Annotated in this window: 14 protein-coding genes and 2 pseudogenes; 11 read left to right on the top strand and 5 right to left on the bottom strand. The window is 41.5% G+C overall.

Features of this window, described 5'->3' with window-relative positions:
- Positions 1 to 239 precede the first annotated feature (239 nt).
- The 5 genes from F995_RS17215 (at position 240) to F995_RS10965 (ending at position 5280) form a co-directional block, all read left to right on the top strand.
- Positions 240 to 473 (top strand): MgtC/SapB family protein, encoded by a 234-nt coding sequence (locus F995_RS17215; RefSeq protein WP_370940755.1) that lies wholly within the window; start codon positions 240 to 242, stop codon positions 471 to 473.
- Positions 466 to 1491, top strand: a complete 1026-nt coding sequence (locus tag F995_RS10980) for a DUF4010 domain-containing protein (RefSeq protein WP_004646904.1) — start codon at positions 466 to 468, stop codon at positions 1489 to 1491. The genes F995_RS17215 and F995_RS10980 overlap by 8 nt, the downstream gene beginning before the upstream one ends.
- 105 nt (positions 1492 to 1596) lie before the next feature.
- Positions 1597 to 3282 (top strand): phosphoethanolamine transferase, encoded by a 1686-nt coding sequence (locus tag F995_RS10975; protein ID WP_004646903.1) that lies wholly within the window; start codon positions 1597 to 1599, stop codon positions 3280 to 3282.
- Between the two features lies 1 nt (position 3283).
- Positions 3284 to 3955, top strand: a complete 672-nt coding sequence (locus tag F995_RS10970) for a response regulator transcription factor (protein ID WP_004646901.1) — start codon at positions 3284 to 3286, stop codon at positions 3953 to 3955.
- Between the two features lie 5 nt (positions 3956 to 3960).
- Positions 3961 to 5280: a sensor histidine kinase gene (locus tag F995_RS10965; RefSeq protein ID WP_004646900.1), complete on the top strand. Its 1320-nt coding sequence runs from the start codon at positions 3961 to 3963 to the stop codon at positions 5278 to 5280.
- A 27-nt stretch (positions 5281 to 5307) separates the two neighbouring features.
- On the opposite strand, the gene F995_RS10960 is transcribed toward F995_RS10965, so the two are convergent.
- A complete protein-coding gene (locus F995_RS10960; RefSeq protein ID WP_004646899.1) occupies positions 5308 to 6018 on the bottom strand; it encodes a phosphatase PAP2 family protein in 711 nt (236 codons plus the stop codon).
- Between the two features lie 39 nt (positions 6019 to 6057).
- Complete coding sequence (locus F995_RS10955) at positions 6058 to 6444, bottom strand: diacylglycerol kinase (protein ID WP_004646898.1); 387 nt, start codon at positions 6442 to 6444, stop codon at positions 6058 to 6060.
- 188 nt (positions 6445 to 6632) lie between these two features.
- On the opposite strand from F995_RS10955, the pseudogene F995_RS16640 reads away from it, so the two are divergent.
- From F995_RS16640 to F995_RS10930, 6 genes and pseudogenes are all read left to right on the top strand, one after another.
- Positions 6633 to 7366 (top strand): annotated as a pseudogene (locus F995_RS16640) (thermostable hemolysin).
- Positions 7367 to 7401: 35 nt separating this feature from the next.
- A complete protein-coding gene (locus F995_RS17130) occupies positions 7402 to 8109 on the top strand; it encodes an AMP-binding protein (protein WP_004646895.1) in 708 nt (235 codons plus the stop codon).
- On the top strand, positions 7994 to 8890 hold the full coding sequence (locus tag F995_RS17125) for an AMP-binding protein (protein ID WP_252509244.1): 897 nt from the start codon (positions 7994 to 7996) through the stop codon (positions 8888 to 8890). Before F995_RS17130 ends, F995_RS17125 begins: the two co-directional genes overlap by 116 nt.
- Before the next feature lie 194 nt (positions 8891 to 9084).
- On the top strand, positions 9085 to 9819 hold the full coding sequence (locus tag F995_RS10940) for a TauD/TfdA family dioxygenase (RefSeq protein WP_023278684.1): 735 nt from the start codon (positions 9085 to 9087) through the stop codon (positions 9817 to 9819).
- Positions 9820 to 9828: 9 nt separating this feature from the next.
- Positions 9829 to 10104 (top strand): hypothetical protein, encoded by a 276-nt coding sequence (locus tag F995_RS10935; RefSeq protein ID WP_004646892.1) that lies wholly within the window; start codon positions 9829 to 9831, stop codon positions 10102 to 10104.
- A 334-nt stretch (positions 10105 to 10438) separates the two neighbouring features.
- Complete coding sequence (locus F995_RS10930; protein WP_004646891.1) at positions 10439 to 11773, top strand: ISNCY family transposase; 1335 nt, start codon at positions 10439 to 10441, stop codon at positions 11771 to 11773.
- A 121-nt stretch (positions 11774 to 11894) separates the two neighbouring features.
- On the opposite strand, the gene F995_RS10925 is transcribed toward F995_RS10930, so the two are convergent.
- The 3 genes and pseudogenes from F995_RS10925 to F995_RS10915 all read right to left on the bottom strand — a co-directional run bounded on the left by F995_RS10925 (position 11895) and on the right by F995_RS10915 (position 15370).
- Positions 11895 to 12626 (bottom strand): OmpA family protein, encoded by a 732-nt coding sequence (locus F995_RS10925; RefSeq protein WP_043962853.1) that lies wholly within the window; start codon positions 12624 to 12626, stop codon positions 11895 to 11897.
- A gap of 212 nt (positions 12627 to 12838) precedes the next feature.
- Positions 12839 to 14515 (bottom strand): annotated as a pseudogene (locus tag F995_RS10920) (ImcF-related family protein); the annotation flags it as partial.
- A 93-nt stretch (positions 14516 to 14608) separates the two neighbouring features.
- Positions 14609 to 15370 carry an alpha/beta fold hydrolase gene (locus F995_RS10915; protein ID WP_004280222.1) on the bottom strand — a complete coding sequence of 254 codons (762 nt, stop codon included), beginning with the start codon at positions 15368 to 15370 and terminating at the stop codon, positions 14609 to 14611.
- Between the last annotated feature and the right edge of the window lie 877 nt (positions 15371 to 16247).

Here is a 16247-nt window from a genome sequence, read left to right as displayed (position 1 = left end):
ATATTTTAGATTTAAAAGCTTATTAACTTTTGTAATTTTGATTAAAATGGTCTACTAAGAATAGGGAATTATGTAAACCATAAATAAGGATGAATGGCAGACTGATCCAATAATTTACAGCTATCTATAGCCCAGAATTTAAAGATACAGCGGTTAAATTGATGGGCTGCTTTAAAAAACTATTTATATACTAAAAATACGCACTGTCACTGGATGACACAAGGTGAATGCTCTTGAATATGCTTTTGCAAAGTTTATCTTTTCAGGAATTACTGACCATCATGCTGTCGGCATTAGGCTGTGGGCTTTTAATTGGACTTGAGCGTGAACGTCATAAAAACAATAACCATGAGCAGAGTTTTGCAGGATTAAGATCATTTACGATTACAGCCTTATTGGGTGCTTCATGCTTCCTTTTGCATCTCTATATTGGAGTGATAGGAGCCGTCGCGGTCAGCCTGTTCTGTGTATAGCCTGTTTCAACAGAAGCAGGATATCGGTTCTACCACTGAACTGGCTTTTTTGATGACTTATATCATTGGCGCTATTTGTGTGTGGAATATCCCACTGGCTGCAGGGATGGCGGTTCTACTCACGATTATCCTGATGGGCAAACAGACATTGCATCAATTTGCCGGAAAAACGATCCAAAGCTATGAGTTAAGAGATGGCTTACTTTTATTGGCTTTGATATTGATTGCGTTGCCGGTCATGCCCAATAAGCCCTTGTGGGGCGCCGTACTGAATCCCTATATCATCCTTAAACTACTCATTTTAATCTTGATTGTGCAGTCCATGGCACATGTGGCAAAACGAATCCTGTCCAATGATAAGGCCCTTATTTTATCTGCCTTAGCCTCGGGATTTGTCTCCAGTACGGCCACGATTGCCAGTTTGGGCATGCAAGTCCGATCCGGGCGGGCCAGTGCAAAATTAAATGCAGGCGCCGGATTGATCTCCTGTATTACCACCTTATTACAGCTCTTGCTGATTGTTCTGGGAGTGAGCGTAGAGTGGTTCAAGTTCCTGCTGATTCCGAGTTTGGTGGGGATCGGAATTTTATGTATTGCTGCCGGATTCTTGATTTATCGAACTCCCCAAGCGGATAACAGTACGACCATCAATGAAATACAAGAAATTGATAGCCGAATGTTCAGTATCAAAGAAGCGGTGATTATTGCGGTCAGTTTGACCTTAATCCAGGCTGGGATTTACGGCGCGAATCTTTTACTGGGAGATAGCGGCTTAATCTTAGGTACTTTTTTAGCCTCTTTATTTGAAGTGCATGCTGCTGTAGCAGGTGTAGTGATACAGGGAAATCCTCATAACCTGACTTTAATTTATGCTGTCATGATTGGACTTGCGGCACATGCGGTGTCTAAAAGTATCAATTCTTTTGTGACTGGGGGATGGAAGTTTTTTCTGTATTTTGCGCCTAGCCAAATTCTACATATGTTAGGGCTTATCTTTATTCTTCTGAGTTTGAAATAAAAGGGAGCTGGTTTGCATATATTATAAAATGATCCAGTCATTTTAAGCCATTTTTAAGTTTCAGATTCTAGGCTAAAGCATCTTAAAGTCTTTGAGCCACGGATCATGCTGAAGCTGTTTTCCCATTCGTCTTTTTTTAGTCAGCGACCTAAAAAGTCGATTAGTCTTTCAGGCTTCAACATGTTGCTGGCTATGTGGCTGGGATTGATCCTAAACTTTGCTTTCTACCAGAAAATTCATGAATTTACACCTTATACCAATCTGAAAGCAGGCGTATTACTGGTCGCTACGGCACTGATTATTATTGCCTTTTACAATCTGATACTACAGTGGCTGAACTGGAAATGGAACGCCAAAATACTGGCCAGCGCCCTGATCATTTTGGGTGGTTTTAGTGCTTATTTTGTCAATAGTCTGGGGGTCGTTATTACGCCAGACCAGATTCAGAATATGCTGCAAACCGATGCCCGCGAAGTTCGAGATCTCTGGTCAATGCGACTGGTCATCTGGACACTAGTATTTGTAGTTTTTCCACTTTTTATCATCTGGATGCTTAAAATTCAGCCTGCATCGCTTGGGCATCAGCTGGTGCATAAAAGCCTGAGCAGTGTAGTCTCACTCGGACTGATTCTAGGTTTATTGTTCTGTTTCTATGTCGATTATGCCGCCATCTTCCGTGAGCACCGCGATCTGAAGGGTATGCTTTCTCCACAAAATAGCATCGCGTCCACCTTGTCCTATTATAAAAAGAAAGCACCTAAAGCGAATTTACCTTTGGTGGCTTTTGGCGAAGATGCACATCTGTTACAGCAGGCCCAAATGCAGGATCATCCCAAATTGATGGTGCTGGTGGTTGGGGAGACTGCACGTGCCGAGAGTTTTGCTTTAAATGGTTATGCACGCAATACCAATCCTGAACTGAGCAAGTTACCAGTAATTAATTTCAATCAGGTCAGCTCTTGTGGAACTGCAACAGCCGTTTCAGTCCCTTGTATGTTTTCGGGCATGTCACGTGAAACCTATGATGAACAGTTAGCCAGCCACCGAGAAGGTTTACTGGATATTGCTCAGCGCGCCGGGTATCAGGTGACCTGGATTGATAATAACTCGGGCTGTAAAGGTGCCTGTGACCGGGTACAAAAATACCAGATTCCGGCACAACTGAAACAGAAGTGGTGTGATGCCGGTGGTGAATGTTTTGATGAAATCCTGGTGGATAGCCTGAAAGATTATCTGGCACATCTGGATAAAAACAACCCGAAACCACAATTAATTGTACTGCATCAGATGGGTAGTCATGGCCCCGCATATTACAAGCGTTCCAAAGCGCCATATCAGCCATTTCAACCGACCTGTAATACCAATGCTATTCAGGGCTGCAGTACAGAAGAATTAAAGAATAGCTATGATAATTCGATTGTATATACAGACCATGTTCTTGCCCAGATCATTGAAACTTTAAAGCAGCAGACTCAATATCAGACCGGTTTCTGGTACCTGTCTGATCATGGAGAATCCACCGGAGAGCATGGTTTATACCTGCATGGTGCTCCTTATAGCATGGCGCCGACCCAGCAAACCCATGTCCCGATGCTGATGTGGTTCTCCGATGCCTGGAAGCAGCAGAATACCCAGCAGGTCAGCTGTCTCAAAGGACAGACCAACCAAGCCCGTAGTCAGGATCATCTTTTCCCCAGCTTATTAAGCTTGCTGGATATAAAAACGCAAGTGACTGAAGCTAAAAATGATATGCTTGCACAATGCTCACCATCATTAAAGAACAGAGCTTGAAATGCATAAAATACTGATTATTGAAGACGACTTTATGATTGCCGAGTCGACTGAAACATTGCTCAAGCTGCATCAGTTTGATGTGCATTGGGTCAATAATGGGATTGAGGGTTTAAAACAGTTACAGCAGCAGGTCTACGATATTGTCCTGCTCGATTTAGGCTTGCCGATGATGGATGGCATGCTGGTGCTAAAAAATATCCGGCAGAAGTTTCCGAATTTACCGGTGCTGATTATCTCCGCCCGGGATCAGTTACAAAACCGGGTGGATGGGCTGAATCAGGGAGCAGATGATTACTTGATTAAACCCTATGAATTTGACGAGTTGCTGGCCCGTATTCATGCCTTAATACGCCGTAGTGGTTTAAAAAATACCGGGATAGATACGAATAAGAAATTATCACACAGCGGTTTGGAACTAGATCTGGAGCAGCATATCGCTCTGTTTAATGGACAGGCTATAGAATTATCCAATCGGGAATGGTCCATCTTAATGGCTATGTTAAATCATCCGAATAAAATTTTTTCCAAGAATGATCTGGAAGACAAGCTTTATGACTTTGACAGTGATGTCAGCAGTAATACGGTAGAAGTCTATATCCATCATCTGCGGGCAAAATTAGGAAAAGACTTCATACGTACCATACGTGGGCTAGGGTATCGCTTAGGATGAGCGCCATGCAGAAACGTTATTCCTTGCAAAAACGTCTGGTTATTTATATTTCACTGTTTAGCGTGGTGCTGGGCTGTGTGCTGATCTTTGCTGCATACCGGATTGCGCTCGAAGAAATTAACGAGGTACTGGATAAACAGATGCAAAGTCTGGCAGAACGTATTTCAGAAAATCATCCGCAACCCTTACAAAGTCAAATCGATCTGGCAAAACAGTACAGTGAAGAAGATTTATTTGTAGATATCTGGTCCTATACAGATACAGCCACTTCCTTGCATCTGCAGGATGTTCTGGTGGCGCCGGTCAGGAAAGCAGGTTTCTACAAGCATCAAACGCCGTATGGAACCTGGTTAACTTATATTATTCCTGCTAAGCAATTACAGATTCAGGTGAGCCAGCAGCAAAATGTCCGGCAGGAACTGGCGCTGGAGCTGGCAGCCAATATGTTTCTTCCTTATGTGCTTTTTTTACCTTTTGCATTATTCAGTTTAGGCTGGATGATCCGGAAAAATTTTCAGCCGCTCAATGATTTTAAAACTGAATTGGCCAGCCGCAAGGCACAAGACTTAAAGCCAATTGCAATGAAAGATTATCCCTTGGAGCTGGAACCGACCATTCAGGAAATGAATTATTTGTTTGGCCGCATTTCTCTGGCCCAACAGGAACAACGTCAATTTGTAGCAGATTCTGCCCATGAATTACGCACGCCACTGACAGCACTAAACTTACAGCTGCAAATTTTGCTACAGCAGTTCCCTCAAAGCGAGTCTATCCATAATTTGAGTCAAGGCATTTTGCGTATGCAGCATCTGGTCAACCAGTTATTGAGTCTGGCAAAACAGGATGTGACCGAAGGTTTAAGCGAACCTGTTCAATTGCTATCACTGAATCAAATGACAGCCACCTGTATCGAAGAACTAATTCAATTGGCGCTACAGAAAGACATTGATTTGGGCGTAGAACAGCAACAGGAACTGCAGATTCAGGGCCGGGCTTCAGCTTTGCACTCGATTATTTATAATTTAATTGATAATGCAATTAAATACAGTCCGAAGGATGGCGTGATTAATGTATCTATTTTCCAGCAAGGCCGGCAGGCGGTTTTACAAATTGAAGACAGTGGGGCAGGGATAGATCCTGCTCAATTCAATCAGATCCGGCAACGCTTCTACCGGATACATAACCATGCAGAAATTGGCAGCGGTTTGGGTTTATCCATTGTAGATAAAGCCACCGAGCGCTTGGGTGGAACACTAGAATTTTCGCGAAGTACCAATCTGAGTGGCCTTTGTGTACAGGTCAAGCTTCCTTTAATCGAAGCCTAAGCGAATAAGCTTCTGGTTTTTTTGGAGTTAAGGTTGCCTGATACTAGAGAGTATAGGAGTGGTCTTTTCTATGGGTAGTTTATGGCTAAACAGCGTATAGCCAATGACATTCATGCACCAGATAATCCAGCCAGTCCATAAATTATGACTCAGGAAATGTGCTCCGCGCATCATTTGTGCCCAGCCCATGGTCAACCCTAAAATTACTGCAGCGATCAGAAGAAAATAAGCACGCTTGCGGTTAGAAATGCGATAAACAAAATAACCAGCCATCAACGCAAAACCACTAGATGCATGCCCTCCAGGAAAACAGTGGCCCGCAGTAGCACTAAAATCCCACAAAATCCCGTTATGGGTAGGTATGGTCATATCCCAGGGACAGGCATGGGCCGACTGAGATTTTAAAATTCCGATCGAGGCCGTGGTCAGCACCACCATGCTAAAGAAATAGCCAAATTCCCAGCGCTGCGTATGCCAGTTCTGCCATTTTAGTGATGCCAACCAGGCCAGTAATAATGTGATATACACCAGAATCAGCAGGTCTTTAACATAGCGATGATTGAGTTCTGCCAGTGCCCATTGTTGTCGAAGGGGAAATTGACCCTGATCATCGATAAAGGGATAGATGAGCTGCAAGTCCAGCACTCCTCCAATATCAAAGAAGTTGAGAAGAATCAAAAAACTGAAGATCAAAAGTAAGGTTTGGGTCAGTAAAAACCGGGAACGGTCAGTGATCATTTTTAAGTTGTCCATTTCAGGCAGTAGCAAGAGCAGAGGTCAAATCAAATGACCAGCCAAAATGATGCCCCAGGTCAGGGCAATTAAACTGAGTGCTACAAACTGAGCCGCACTGCCCATATCCTTGGCATTTTTAGACAGTTCATGCCGTTCCATGGAAATACGATCTACCACTGCCTCTATCGCTGAGTTAATCAGTTCAATGATCAACGCCAATAGGCACACGGCGACCATGAGCGCTTGCTCAACTCGGATAACTGGCATCCAAAAGCTTAGAGGAATCAAAATAAGATTAATCAGCAGGATCTGCCGGAAGGCGGCCTCATTTTGAAAGGCGGTTTTAAAGCCAGCCATGGAATAACGGGTCGCATTAAAAATACGCTGCGTTCCTGAGGTGCCTTTATAAGGTGATCGGTAGGAAGACATAAAGCAGATTCAGTTCAATAGAGAGATAGGAATAACTTAAATTTTCAATCTTAAAATGCTCTTAAAAAACCGGCCGTTCTCTGGGTTTTTTATACACACAGCTTTTACATTCTTTTGCACAAAATTAAGAATTTTTTAAGTTTGGACTTCTATCTTGAGTAGCAAGTTAATTTCGTGGTGTGAGCCAAATGATCAAGTTTAGTTTTGATCCTTATTTCTCTAGTCAGATTCACTTTCTAAATACATATTTCAAGCAGCCTGAATATAAAAAACAAACCCATCACAATAAATTTTTACTACAAGTACCTCCGGCGTATCCGGTAATTTCAGCACAGGATCAATCGCTACATTTGACGGTCAAAACTGTAGAACAAAGAGAGACACCTGAACGCCGTAGCCTGGAAAATTTTATTCAGGAAAAATATCAGCAAGTCCATCAGGCCACTGTATCGAGCTTCTCTTCGACCCTGTTTGCCGGTTATCACGGAGCCGAGATGCAGGTGGTGATTGGTATGCAGCATTTAAATCAATTTAATGCCTTTCTGGAACAGTATCTCGATGAACCCGTTGAAAACATATTAAGCAAACTGAGCCAGACCAGGGTCAGCCGAGACAAAGTAGTAGAAATTGGCAATCTGGCAGCACTAGATATGGACAAAGCCAAACTGATGGTGGCCTTTCTGGTTTTTCATCTCTCGCAGCAACACATCGAATGGGCAGTATGTACCGGAACAACTGCAGTACGTTATGTGCTGCAACAGATGGGATTACATTCCATGTACTTGAAAAGGCTGACCCGCAAGTCCTAGGAGAGGCACAGCACCTGTGGGGCAGCTATTACCAGCAGAAACCTTATGTCCTGGCGATTGATGTGGCAGAAGCCCTACAAGTCGCTCGTCAACTTTATCAATTTAGTCATTAAAGCATTTTGCTTGTTTACCGAGGCACAGAATTTAAATGATGACTGCTTTATTTGAACATATCAGCCTACAAGCACACCAGTATCCGCAGCGAGAAGCTGTGGTTACCGCACAGGCAACACTGAGCTATGCGGAACTACAACGGCGGATAGAATTATTGAGTGCCAGTTTCATGCAGCTTAATCTGCGACGTCTGACCTTATGGGGCGTGAACAGCATCGACTGGATTGTGGTCGATCTTGCCGCACAAAAAGCCGGCATGACTGTAATACCTGTTCCTCTATTTTTTACTGTAGCCCAAGTACGGCATCTGCTTTCCGACAGCCAAACAGAGCTGCTCTGTATTCTGGATGAATCTTTCTGTGCACCAGAATGGCTGTTAAATCTGGCTCAAGACATGAGTAGAGATGAGATTTTTATTGCTGGCCAGCTACATGCGCGCTTTTTTCAGCTAGAGCAGGCAGTACAGCATTCAGCTCCTTTACAAACCCAGCAGCCGGCAAAAATCACTTATACCTCAGGCAGTACCGGAACACCGAAAGGCGTGTGTCTGGTAGAAGATACCATAGAATCAATTACGCATTCATTCACTCAGTCAGGCACTGGCCAGCAGTCAGCTTGGACGGCATTTGTGCCTGATTCCATTTGCCACCTTGCTGGAAAATATTGCCGGCATTTATGTCGCACTGAGCATGGGACGCGCCGTAATTGTTGGCGAGGTGAGCCAGTTCGGTCTGGTATCTAACCATACTTTTGATACACAGCGGTTTGTAAATGCAGTGCAGAGCTATCAAATCGAAAGTGTGATTTTATTACCGCAGATGCTGAAAGCGATTGTGGAATATAGCGCTGAACACGGTGCTGCAGGGTTCAAGACGCTGAAATTTATTGCGGTCGGTGGAGGGAAAGTCTCTGCTGATTTACTCAAACAGTGTCAGCAACTTAACCTTCCGGTTTATGAGGGGTATGGCCTGTCCGAGTGTACCTCGGTAGTCAGCCTGAATCTGCCGGATGCACGCCGTATTGGCAGTGTGGGTCGGGTTTTACCGCATGTCGAAGTTGAGATTGCAGCCAACAGCGAAGTGGTGGTGAAAGGTAATGCCATGCTGGGTTATGTCAATGATCAGGCCGCGACACCGTATATTCATACGGGTGATGCCGGCTATTTTGATGAGGAAGGCTATTTGTACATTACCGGACGCATCAAGCAGATGATTATCAGCAGTTTTGGACGCAATATTTCCCCGGAATGGGTTGAGTCCAACAGTCTGACCGAGCCGGAAATCCAGCAGATTGCCATTTTTGGCGAAGCCCAGCCCTATCTGTCGGCTGTGATTTATGCCCCTAATGACACCTCAGACCAGCAACTGGTAGCAGCGATTCAACGGGCCAATAGCCGGATGCCAGACTATGCTCAGATCAAACACTGGTGTAGATCTCCAGAGCCATTTTCCCTGAACAAACCAGATGTTGACCGACAACGGCAAACTGCGCAGACAGCAGATCCAGCAAAAGTTTCAGGCTGAACTGATACCGGACGAGTCCCAATCTATTTTTGCATAGTTCACAGACCCATAGATCTGTTGAATGAGAGCGAACACATGAATATTGCACAGCAAGCTTTGCACACCACCCCTAAACAGATTAAAACGCAATTGGTAGAACAGGGCTGGGTTTGTTAAGACATGAACACTATGACGTGACATCGTTTAGTGAGCTCATGAATAGGTTGTGCCAGCGGCTGACCTATGATCCGGCGCGGGAAAACATCACCCGGCAGTCCCAGAGAGTTGATGCCGGTACCCAGGCCATGGGACTACATATTGAAAATGGTACGACGCCTTTACCGCCCGATATCATCGCCTTTTTCAGTGAGAAAAGTGCTTCGCGCGGTTCGCAGACTACCTTATGTGATGGGCATGAAGTCTGGAAAAATATGTCGGATGCTCTCAAGCAGAAATTTGCCGAACCGATGATCATTAGCCGTTATTTACCCAAACCGATCTGGCAGAAATATGTGGCCACTGCCTTGAATATTGAAAATGCAGAGCAGGTCGGCCAGCAGGAGCTACAACATTTTATCCAGATGGTGCCTGGACAGCAGATTAGCCCGACACATGATGGGGGAGTGTACTACCATTTAAATATGCCGATGGTCCGCCATGACAATCTTAAGGGTGTTCCAGCCTTCGCCAATACCTTACTTGGGCCTTCTTACAATTATGAAAAACCCCGTTTTTATTTTGCAGACGGTTCAGAAATCAGTTCAGACTTACTCGCAGAACTGGCAGAGCGCTGTGAAACCCAGACTTCAGAAATTGACTGGCAGGATGGTGATCTGGTGATCATTGATAACAAACGCTTTATGCGTGGCTTAAGGAGCAGGCAAGGACGGGAAATATTTGCTATCGTTACCATAAGTACAGACGCGCCAGTGTTTCGATCCTCAACTTGAGATCATGTGATGCAACTCATTCAGTTTAATTTAGATTATTTAGACAAGACTTTATCTGATCAACAACGTATTGAATATAAACAAATTATTGACTATGAAATTGTCAAGGAAAGTATTTGTAGCTTGATATTTAAATTAAGCAGACAAACGAAATTAGCTGACCCTGAACAACAAGACGTACTTCAAAAAAATATAAATAAACTCATCTACATAAGAGATCATTTACAAATTCACGATAGAGCATCCATTCAAAAAATTATGGCTGAGATCAAGTCTTATCAATAATGATATTGATGTCATAGCCACGCAGATTTGCGTAAGCTTGCTTGCACGCAAATCGAGTAGCGATCTGATTTCTGCATAACTTATATTATATTCATTAACAGATGCTTGACAGCGATGTCACTGGTTACATAAGCTGTCAAGCACAGCACCAACGATTGAAATGAGTTGCGGTAACGCAACTAAATTAGGGTGCTGTCGTAGAGATGTTATTTAACATAATATACATTATACGAAATACTATTGTTAGAACCCATTTAAAGTGTCTATATTCTCACCAATAAAAATGTCTGGTTTATGATGGTTTTTATCACCATGGACTGGATATAAAATATAGATGCTGATCACTATGTCTGATAAAGAAATTCAACGTCTTGCAGTTCTGCAAGACGTTAGAGATCATCGTATTACCCAGGTCCGTGCTGCTGAAATCCTGAATCTTTCCACCCGTCAAATTACCCGGTTATTGCAGAAGCTCAATCAAGATGGTGTCTCAGGTATGGCACATGCCAGTCGTGGTCAACCGGGTCATCGTCGCCATGACGTCCTGTTAAAATCAGAATGTCTTTCCATTATTTCTGAACATTTACTTGGCTTTGGTCCTACATTGGCTCATGAGAAGCTCAGCAGCATGTTTGGCCTGCATATCCCGGTAGAAACGGTTCGTCGCTGGATGACTGCAAATGACCTCTGGATTCCTCGATCCAAGCGCCTGAAACGTCCATATCAGCCTCGATACAACCGTGATTGCTTCGGTGAGCTGATCCAGATCGATGGCTCATATCATGACTGGTTTGAAGGTCGAGCTTCCAAATGCTGCTTGCTAGTTTATATCGATGACGCCACTGGAAAGCTGTTGCATCTGCGCTTTTGTGAGGCTGAAACGACCTTTGATTATATGCTTTCAACCCGAGCCTACATTGAGCAATACGGCAAGCCTTTAGCGTTTTATAGCGATAAACACTCGGTATTCCGAGTGAATCAGAAATCGAGCCAAGATAGCCAGATCACGCAATTTGGGCGGATTCTGAATGAGTTAAATATTGATATTATCTTCGCCAACTCACCCCAGGCCAAAGGCCGTGTGGAACGTGCCAATAGAACACTCCAGGATCGCCTGATCAAGGAAATGCGCCTAGAAGGTATCTGTTCAATTGCCGAGGCAAATGCCTGGCTGCCCTGCTTTATTGAGCATTTCAATCAGAAGTTTGCCAAGTGTGCGCGAGACTCAAAGAATTTACATCGGCCATTAACCGAATCTCATCTTGAACTGGATGATATTTTTACCTGGCAGGAACTGCGTAAGGTCACCAAGAATCTGACCCTGACCTATGACAAATGTATTTATCTGCTTGAACCGACAGAGCTGAATCATAAGCTTGTTGGGCAATATATTTCATTTCTGGAGTACCCGGATGGGACTGTGGCCCTCATGCACGAGGGACGAAAGCTCAACTACAGCATTTTCAATAAATTAGCTGGGCTACAGCAGAATGAGATCGTTGAGAATAAACGGTTAGGTACAGTTCTGGCACATATTCAGCAACAGCATGAAGAGTTGGAAAAACAGAATAAACGTTCCCGTCTCAAGAAAAGTATGCCGAGTTGTAAAGCTCAGAAAGCTGTTATTGAACAAAGAAAGTTAAATCCTGTGCTTGACTCTTGTGGTTAAAAACAGGACATTTTAAATGGTTTATCGCATAGACATTTTAATTGGTGAATAACACAACCTAATATGTTCATATAACTGCATTCACCATATACTTATAGCTGCTGCTCAAGCAACTTAAACGTTAAAGCACTTCAAATTCAATCCGACGATTTCTCTTGCGACCATCAGCTGTTGCATTATCCGCTACAGGTTTACTTGAACCTGAGCCTTTAGTACTCAGTAAATGTGTTGGAACATTTTTTGCGATTAAATAAGATTTCACTGCTTCTGCACGTTGCTGACTCAACATGAGATTTTTATTAATATCGCCTGAACTATCCGTATGTCCAATAATCCGTATTTTTTTGCCGCTAACCTTATTTAAGGCACTGACCATTTCATCCAGAATTTGTATACCTGAGGTTGCTAATACTGCACTGCCAGATTCAAATTCAATAATCCGGTTCTTTAATGCAGCATCAATAATCCGCTGTTCGGCCTGATTGACTGAAAGCTGTGCATTTAAACGATAATTTTCAGGTATTAAACCCTTAAATTTTTCTGTAGTATCCTGAATTTCATAAAAATTTGATACTTTACCCGTTAGCTTAATATCAGAACCTTTAACCGTTAACGTTCCCTGTTTAACTTTTTTAAGGTCTTTATTAATCACATCACTGACTATATTCGACCAATCCGTTGATGCCACTACTTGACGAATCTGAATGCGATCTATCACATTTTCCTGACCATAATTTGAATGCAATTTCGCCAAAATAGCTTGCTTACTATTGTTATTCGGTACATTACCTTCAGCAATTACAGGTTGTGCATGCACATTAAAACCAATTAAAAAACAGGATAAAATAATGATTTTATTTAACTTTAAGTATTTATTTTCATTTTATGCTTCTATAAATGTTTATTTAATTAATTTAATGCCTTGAGTCAGGCTCATCTGATTTTCAGTTAAAGACTATTCTAGTGCCGCCAACCTTGAATTATTTTCTACATTAAAATTAGTTGTTTTTAATTCATATCAATTCACCCACGTGATCCATTTACAATATAATTGATTGATCAATGTCATGGCGCTGAAGTTCCTATGTTTGCAGCAGCCGTGGTAGTTGTCTGAACAGTTTTTCCTGATATCGTCTTATTCTGAGCTGCGACCACTCTTACTGCTTTATTCGAAACCACCTGATCCACCAACTGCAAATTACTATAACTTGGATTACTTCCGATAGAACTTGTATTATTCCCACTCACCAACCGAAAATTGGTCTTCACAAATAGTTCAGGATTCTCTTTACTGCGCCAGACCATTTCAAAAATATTGCCTTTTTGTGTACGCTGAGCACTATCAATCAAACGATTGATTCCATATTCCCCAGGCTCATCAAAAATGGTATGGGTCTTCCCTTCCAAATCAATCACCGTGATCCGTGCGCCTGGAATTGCGCCGGAATTTGGCCAGATAAAATTCACCCATTGTTGAATTCCGTTTTTAAATAGCATTCTTTGTCCATCAATATCAATGGTATAAGCCAATAAATGAGCCTGTTCCAGTGGGTAAAACTGGAAATTAGATTGATTGGGTCTCACTGCCTGACGACTGGTATTATTTAACTCACCAGTTGCCATACCATTCACAGGCGCGACATAATTTTGAAAGTTTGCAACAAACACAGGATTTAGATTAAGCCCTAAATCTTGCCAGGTTTTCGAGCTTAAGCTATAGCCACGACGGATCACTAAGGGATCAAGATGCTCTTTGACAAAACGGGAAATACTGCCATTTTCACCAAAAATCTGATTAATTTCTTGAGAGGTTGCCTGTAAGCTACCTTGACTGCTAAACGGATATTTTTGCGATAAATTTGCATTAAATGGTTGATAGGCCTGTATTAGCCAGAGTTCGTTCATTTCAGCTTGTGCCGGAAGCATCAGACTTTCAAAGGAACGTGTGAGAGGAACACTAAACAACTTCTTAATCAGCTGTTGATCCAGCTCATGGGTTCCTACCGACATTTTCTCATCCACAAACTTTTGAGTGATATTAAAGATAGAATTCTGCTCATCAACGGTCTGCTTAAGGAGCATCATGCTCGCCGGACCAATATCTCCAGAACTTTTTAGATCATTAAAGCGACTCCGTATCTTGGCCAGAGATTGCATATACTCATCCAGCAGCGACCGGTTCTGCAAATCATCTCGTGTACGTACAATCTGGTAGAAGATCTGAAAGTCTTTGGCAATCATCCCCTGAGAGAAAGTCGATGCAGAATTCTGTGCCAACTTGCCATCATGACGTTGCAATATCTTGCGTTTAAACCAGGCAATAAAACCTTTTTGTGGAACCGCCAACTCAGCTTGTACCATTGGATTATCCCAGCTGGTTTCTTGCGCTACCCGTTGTATGACTTTACGAATCGGTGAGTTTTCTGGTTCGCTAAGAATATCTATCTGATATGTTTGCTGATTAAAGTCACCGGCCTTGGCATAATAAATGGCACCCAAGAATTTACGCCATTCGCTGATATATTCTTTTTTATACATTTCAGTCAGCTGGCGTCGAATTTGTTCAGGACTGCCACTAAAACTCAAATCATCAGACTGTGATGTATTAAGTACCCAATCTTTACTTTCAGTTGGGCTTTGCGCCGCGGTTTCTATGGCAGGTTGTACATATTCGTTCCAGGCTTGATAGCTATAAAAACCGGGTAAGGCATAACTTCCCAACATGGTTGTCTGAGCATTCTCGGTTTAAAGAAAACAGCTGAAATGGCGCATCAACTCATTCATGAAGGACAATTACAGACTCAAACATTTCAGCCTTGAGTGCGAAATCGTAAATTAATTTAGAAAAGTCTGCATATGTTTAATGACTTCATCTGGCTTTTCACCATGCAGCCAATGTCCTGTATTTTCAATGCATTCAATTTTCGCCTGAGAAAATTGTTCATTGATTGCCGCAAAATGTTCAGGTTTTGAGATATAAAAAGAATTACCGCCACGAAGAAATAAAGCTGGCTGATTAACTTTTTCGACCTTTTCCCAAGCCATAATATCTGGATAATGATCAAATAAAGCTTGAACATTAAAGAGCCATTGCCCTTTATTAAAGGATTTTAATAAAAACTGAATTACCATTTCTTCATGAATGTATTCACGCATAATTTTTGCTGCCTCAAGTCGTGAAGCAACATTTGCTTGCTGCACAGCAAATAAGGCTTTAAAAATCTCAGTATGATGACTCTCATGATATTGGATTGGTGTAATATCAAGAACGACCAACTTTTCAGTTTGTACTCGGGCTAAATCAGCCAATTTCATAGCAATTTTTCCGCCCATAGAATGCCCTATTACTATGAACTTTTGAATATTTAAACTTGATAAAGTTTCTAGGACATCTTCCGCCATGAACTGATAATTTAAGTCTGAACTATGACCAGAAAGACCATGATTGCGTACATCAATTTGAAGCACGGTTCTTTGCTCAGAAAAATATCGAGCTAGTATTCCTAAATTACTTAAACTACCGAATAAACCATGAATAAAAATCATTGGAGATAGTACTGACGTTTCGTGGTGTTGGAGTTGATAATTTAGGATCATTTGAGAATTCCGTGATTTCTTTCTTTATTTAAGTGTTTATAATGGATTTATATTGGGAATTAATCAATTGCGAAATTTTTAAATATAAATTTTACTTAGGCTATTTTATGGGGATATATTTTGCTTAGGCTAAATAATTCATAATCGATTTGTAAGTATTTAAAATTACGATTTTAGATCTGGATGGATATTTGGCTATAAATATGAAAGAAGATGGTTGAGTTGTGATGCAGACTAAATAAAATTAATGAAAATCTTAAAACTGGGATTTAATAACATGTAAACCACTTTTAGGTCAGAGTGTTTCTTAAACTAACTCGCTGTTATTACCCAAATAGACTGAGGTAATTTTGAAAATATTGTTTTTAATTATTCATTGCTTATTATTTATCAAAAAATGACTATTCATAAGTAGCTTATTAATCCACTTGATTCTGTTTAGAATAATACGTCTTAAGTCCAAATGAGTTACAGGTAGTAAACATCAACATTATAAATTTCCCCTCTCCCCCTTTCTTGATAAAGTTGTTAAAATTATGTATTGCTTAGGCTATTTTAATATCTTAGGATGTTCAAGTTATTAGCTTAAATATAAACGTGCAATCACGCTATCCTACTTAAATTATCCTGTTCAAGAAATTACACCGCATAAATAAGACATTTTTTAGAAATTACAAAACCACGATTATTCATCTATTCTTATCAATAGCTTGAATACAGTGGATATATCCCCGAGGTATGAGGTATTCACATTAAAATAAATTTAAATTAACTTAACAAACTCTTTATCAAATGATATTCGGGAGATGGTCTTTCAGGTTTTAATATCTATAAAATTTGATTGTGAAATAGACTTAGATACTTTATTTTTATTCCA

This window comes from Acinetobacter sp. CIP A162, from assembly GCF_000367905.1.
Lineage (GTDB): Bacteria > Pseudomonadota > Gammaproteobacteria > Pseudomonadales > Moraxellaceae > Acinetobacter > Acinetobacter lwoffii.
Note: the sequence above shows the minus strand (reverse complement) of the source record. Positions and strands in the feature narration are given on the sequence as shown.

What these genes read in the sequence shown, in the direction of transcription:
- F995_RS10975 (WP_004646903.1), top strand. Translation starts at nt 1,597, where the DNA reads ATGCTGAAGCTGTTTTCCCATTCGTCTTTTTTTAGTCAGCGACCTAAA.
- F995_RS10915 (WP_004280222.1), bottom strand. Translation starts at nt 15,370, where the DNA reads ATGATCCTAAATTATCAACTCCAACACCACGAAACGTCAGTACTATCT.
- F995_RS10935 (WP_004646892.1), top strand. Translation starts at nt 9,829, where the DNA reads ATGCAACTCATTCAGTTTAATTTAGATTATTTAGACAAGACTTTATCT.
- F995_RS10930 (WP_004646891.1), top strand. Translation starts at nt 10,439, where the DNA reads ATGCTGATCACTATGTCTGATAAAGAAATTCAACGTCTTGCAGTTCTG.
- F995_RS10960 (WP_004646899.1), bottom strand. Translation starts at nt 6,018, where the DNA reads ATGATCACTGACCGTTCCCGGTTTTTACTGACCCAAACCTTACTTTTG.
- F995_RS10955 (WP_004646898.1), bottom strand. Translation starts at nt 6,444, where the DNA reads ATGTCTTCCTACCGATCACCTTATAAAGGCACCTCAGGAACGCAGCGT.
- F995_RS17130 (WP_004646895.1), top strand. Translation starts at nt 7,402, where the DNA reads ATGATGACTGCTTTATTTGAACATATCAGCCTACAAGCACACCAGTAT.
- F995_RS17215 (WP_370940755.1), top strand. Translation starts at nt 240, where the DNA reads ATGCTTTTGCAAAGTTTATCTTTTCAGGAATTACTGACCATCATGCTG.
- F995_RS10965 (WP_004646900.1), top strand. Translation starts at nt 3,961, where the DNA reads ATGCAGAAACGTTATTCCTTGCAAAAACGTCTGGTTATTTATATTTCA.
- F995_RS10970 (WP_004646901.1), top strand. Translation starts at nt 3,284, where the DNA reads ATGCATAAAATACTGATTATTGAAGACGACTTTATGATTGCCGAGTCG.
- F995_RS10940 (WP_023278684.1), top strand. Translation starts at nt 9,085, where the DNA reads ATGAATAGGTTGTGCCAGCGGCTGACCTATGATCCGGCGCGGGAAAAC.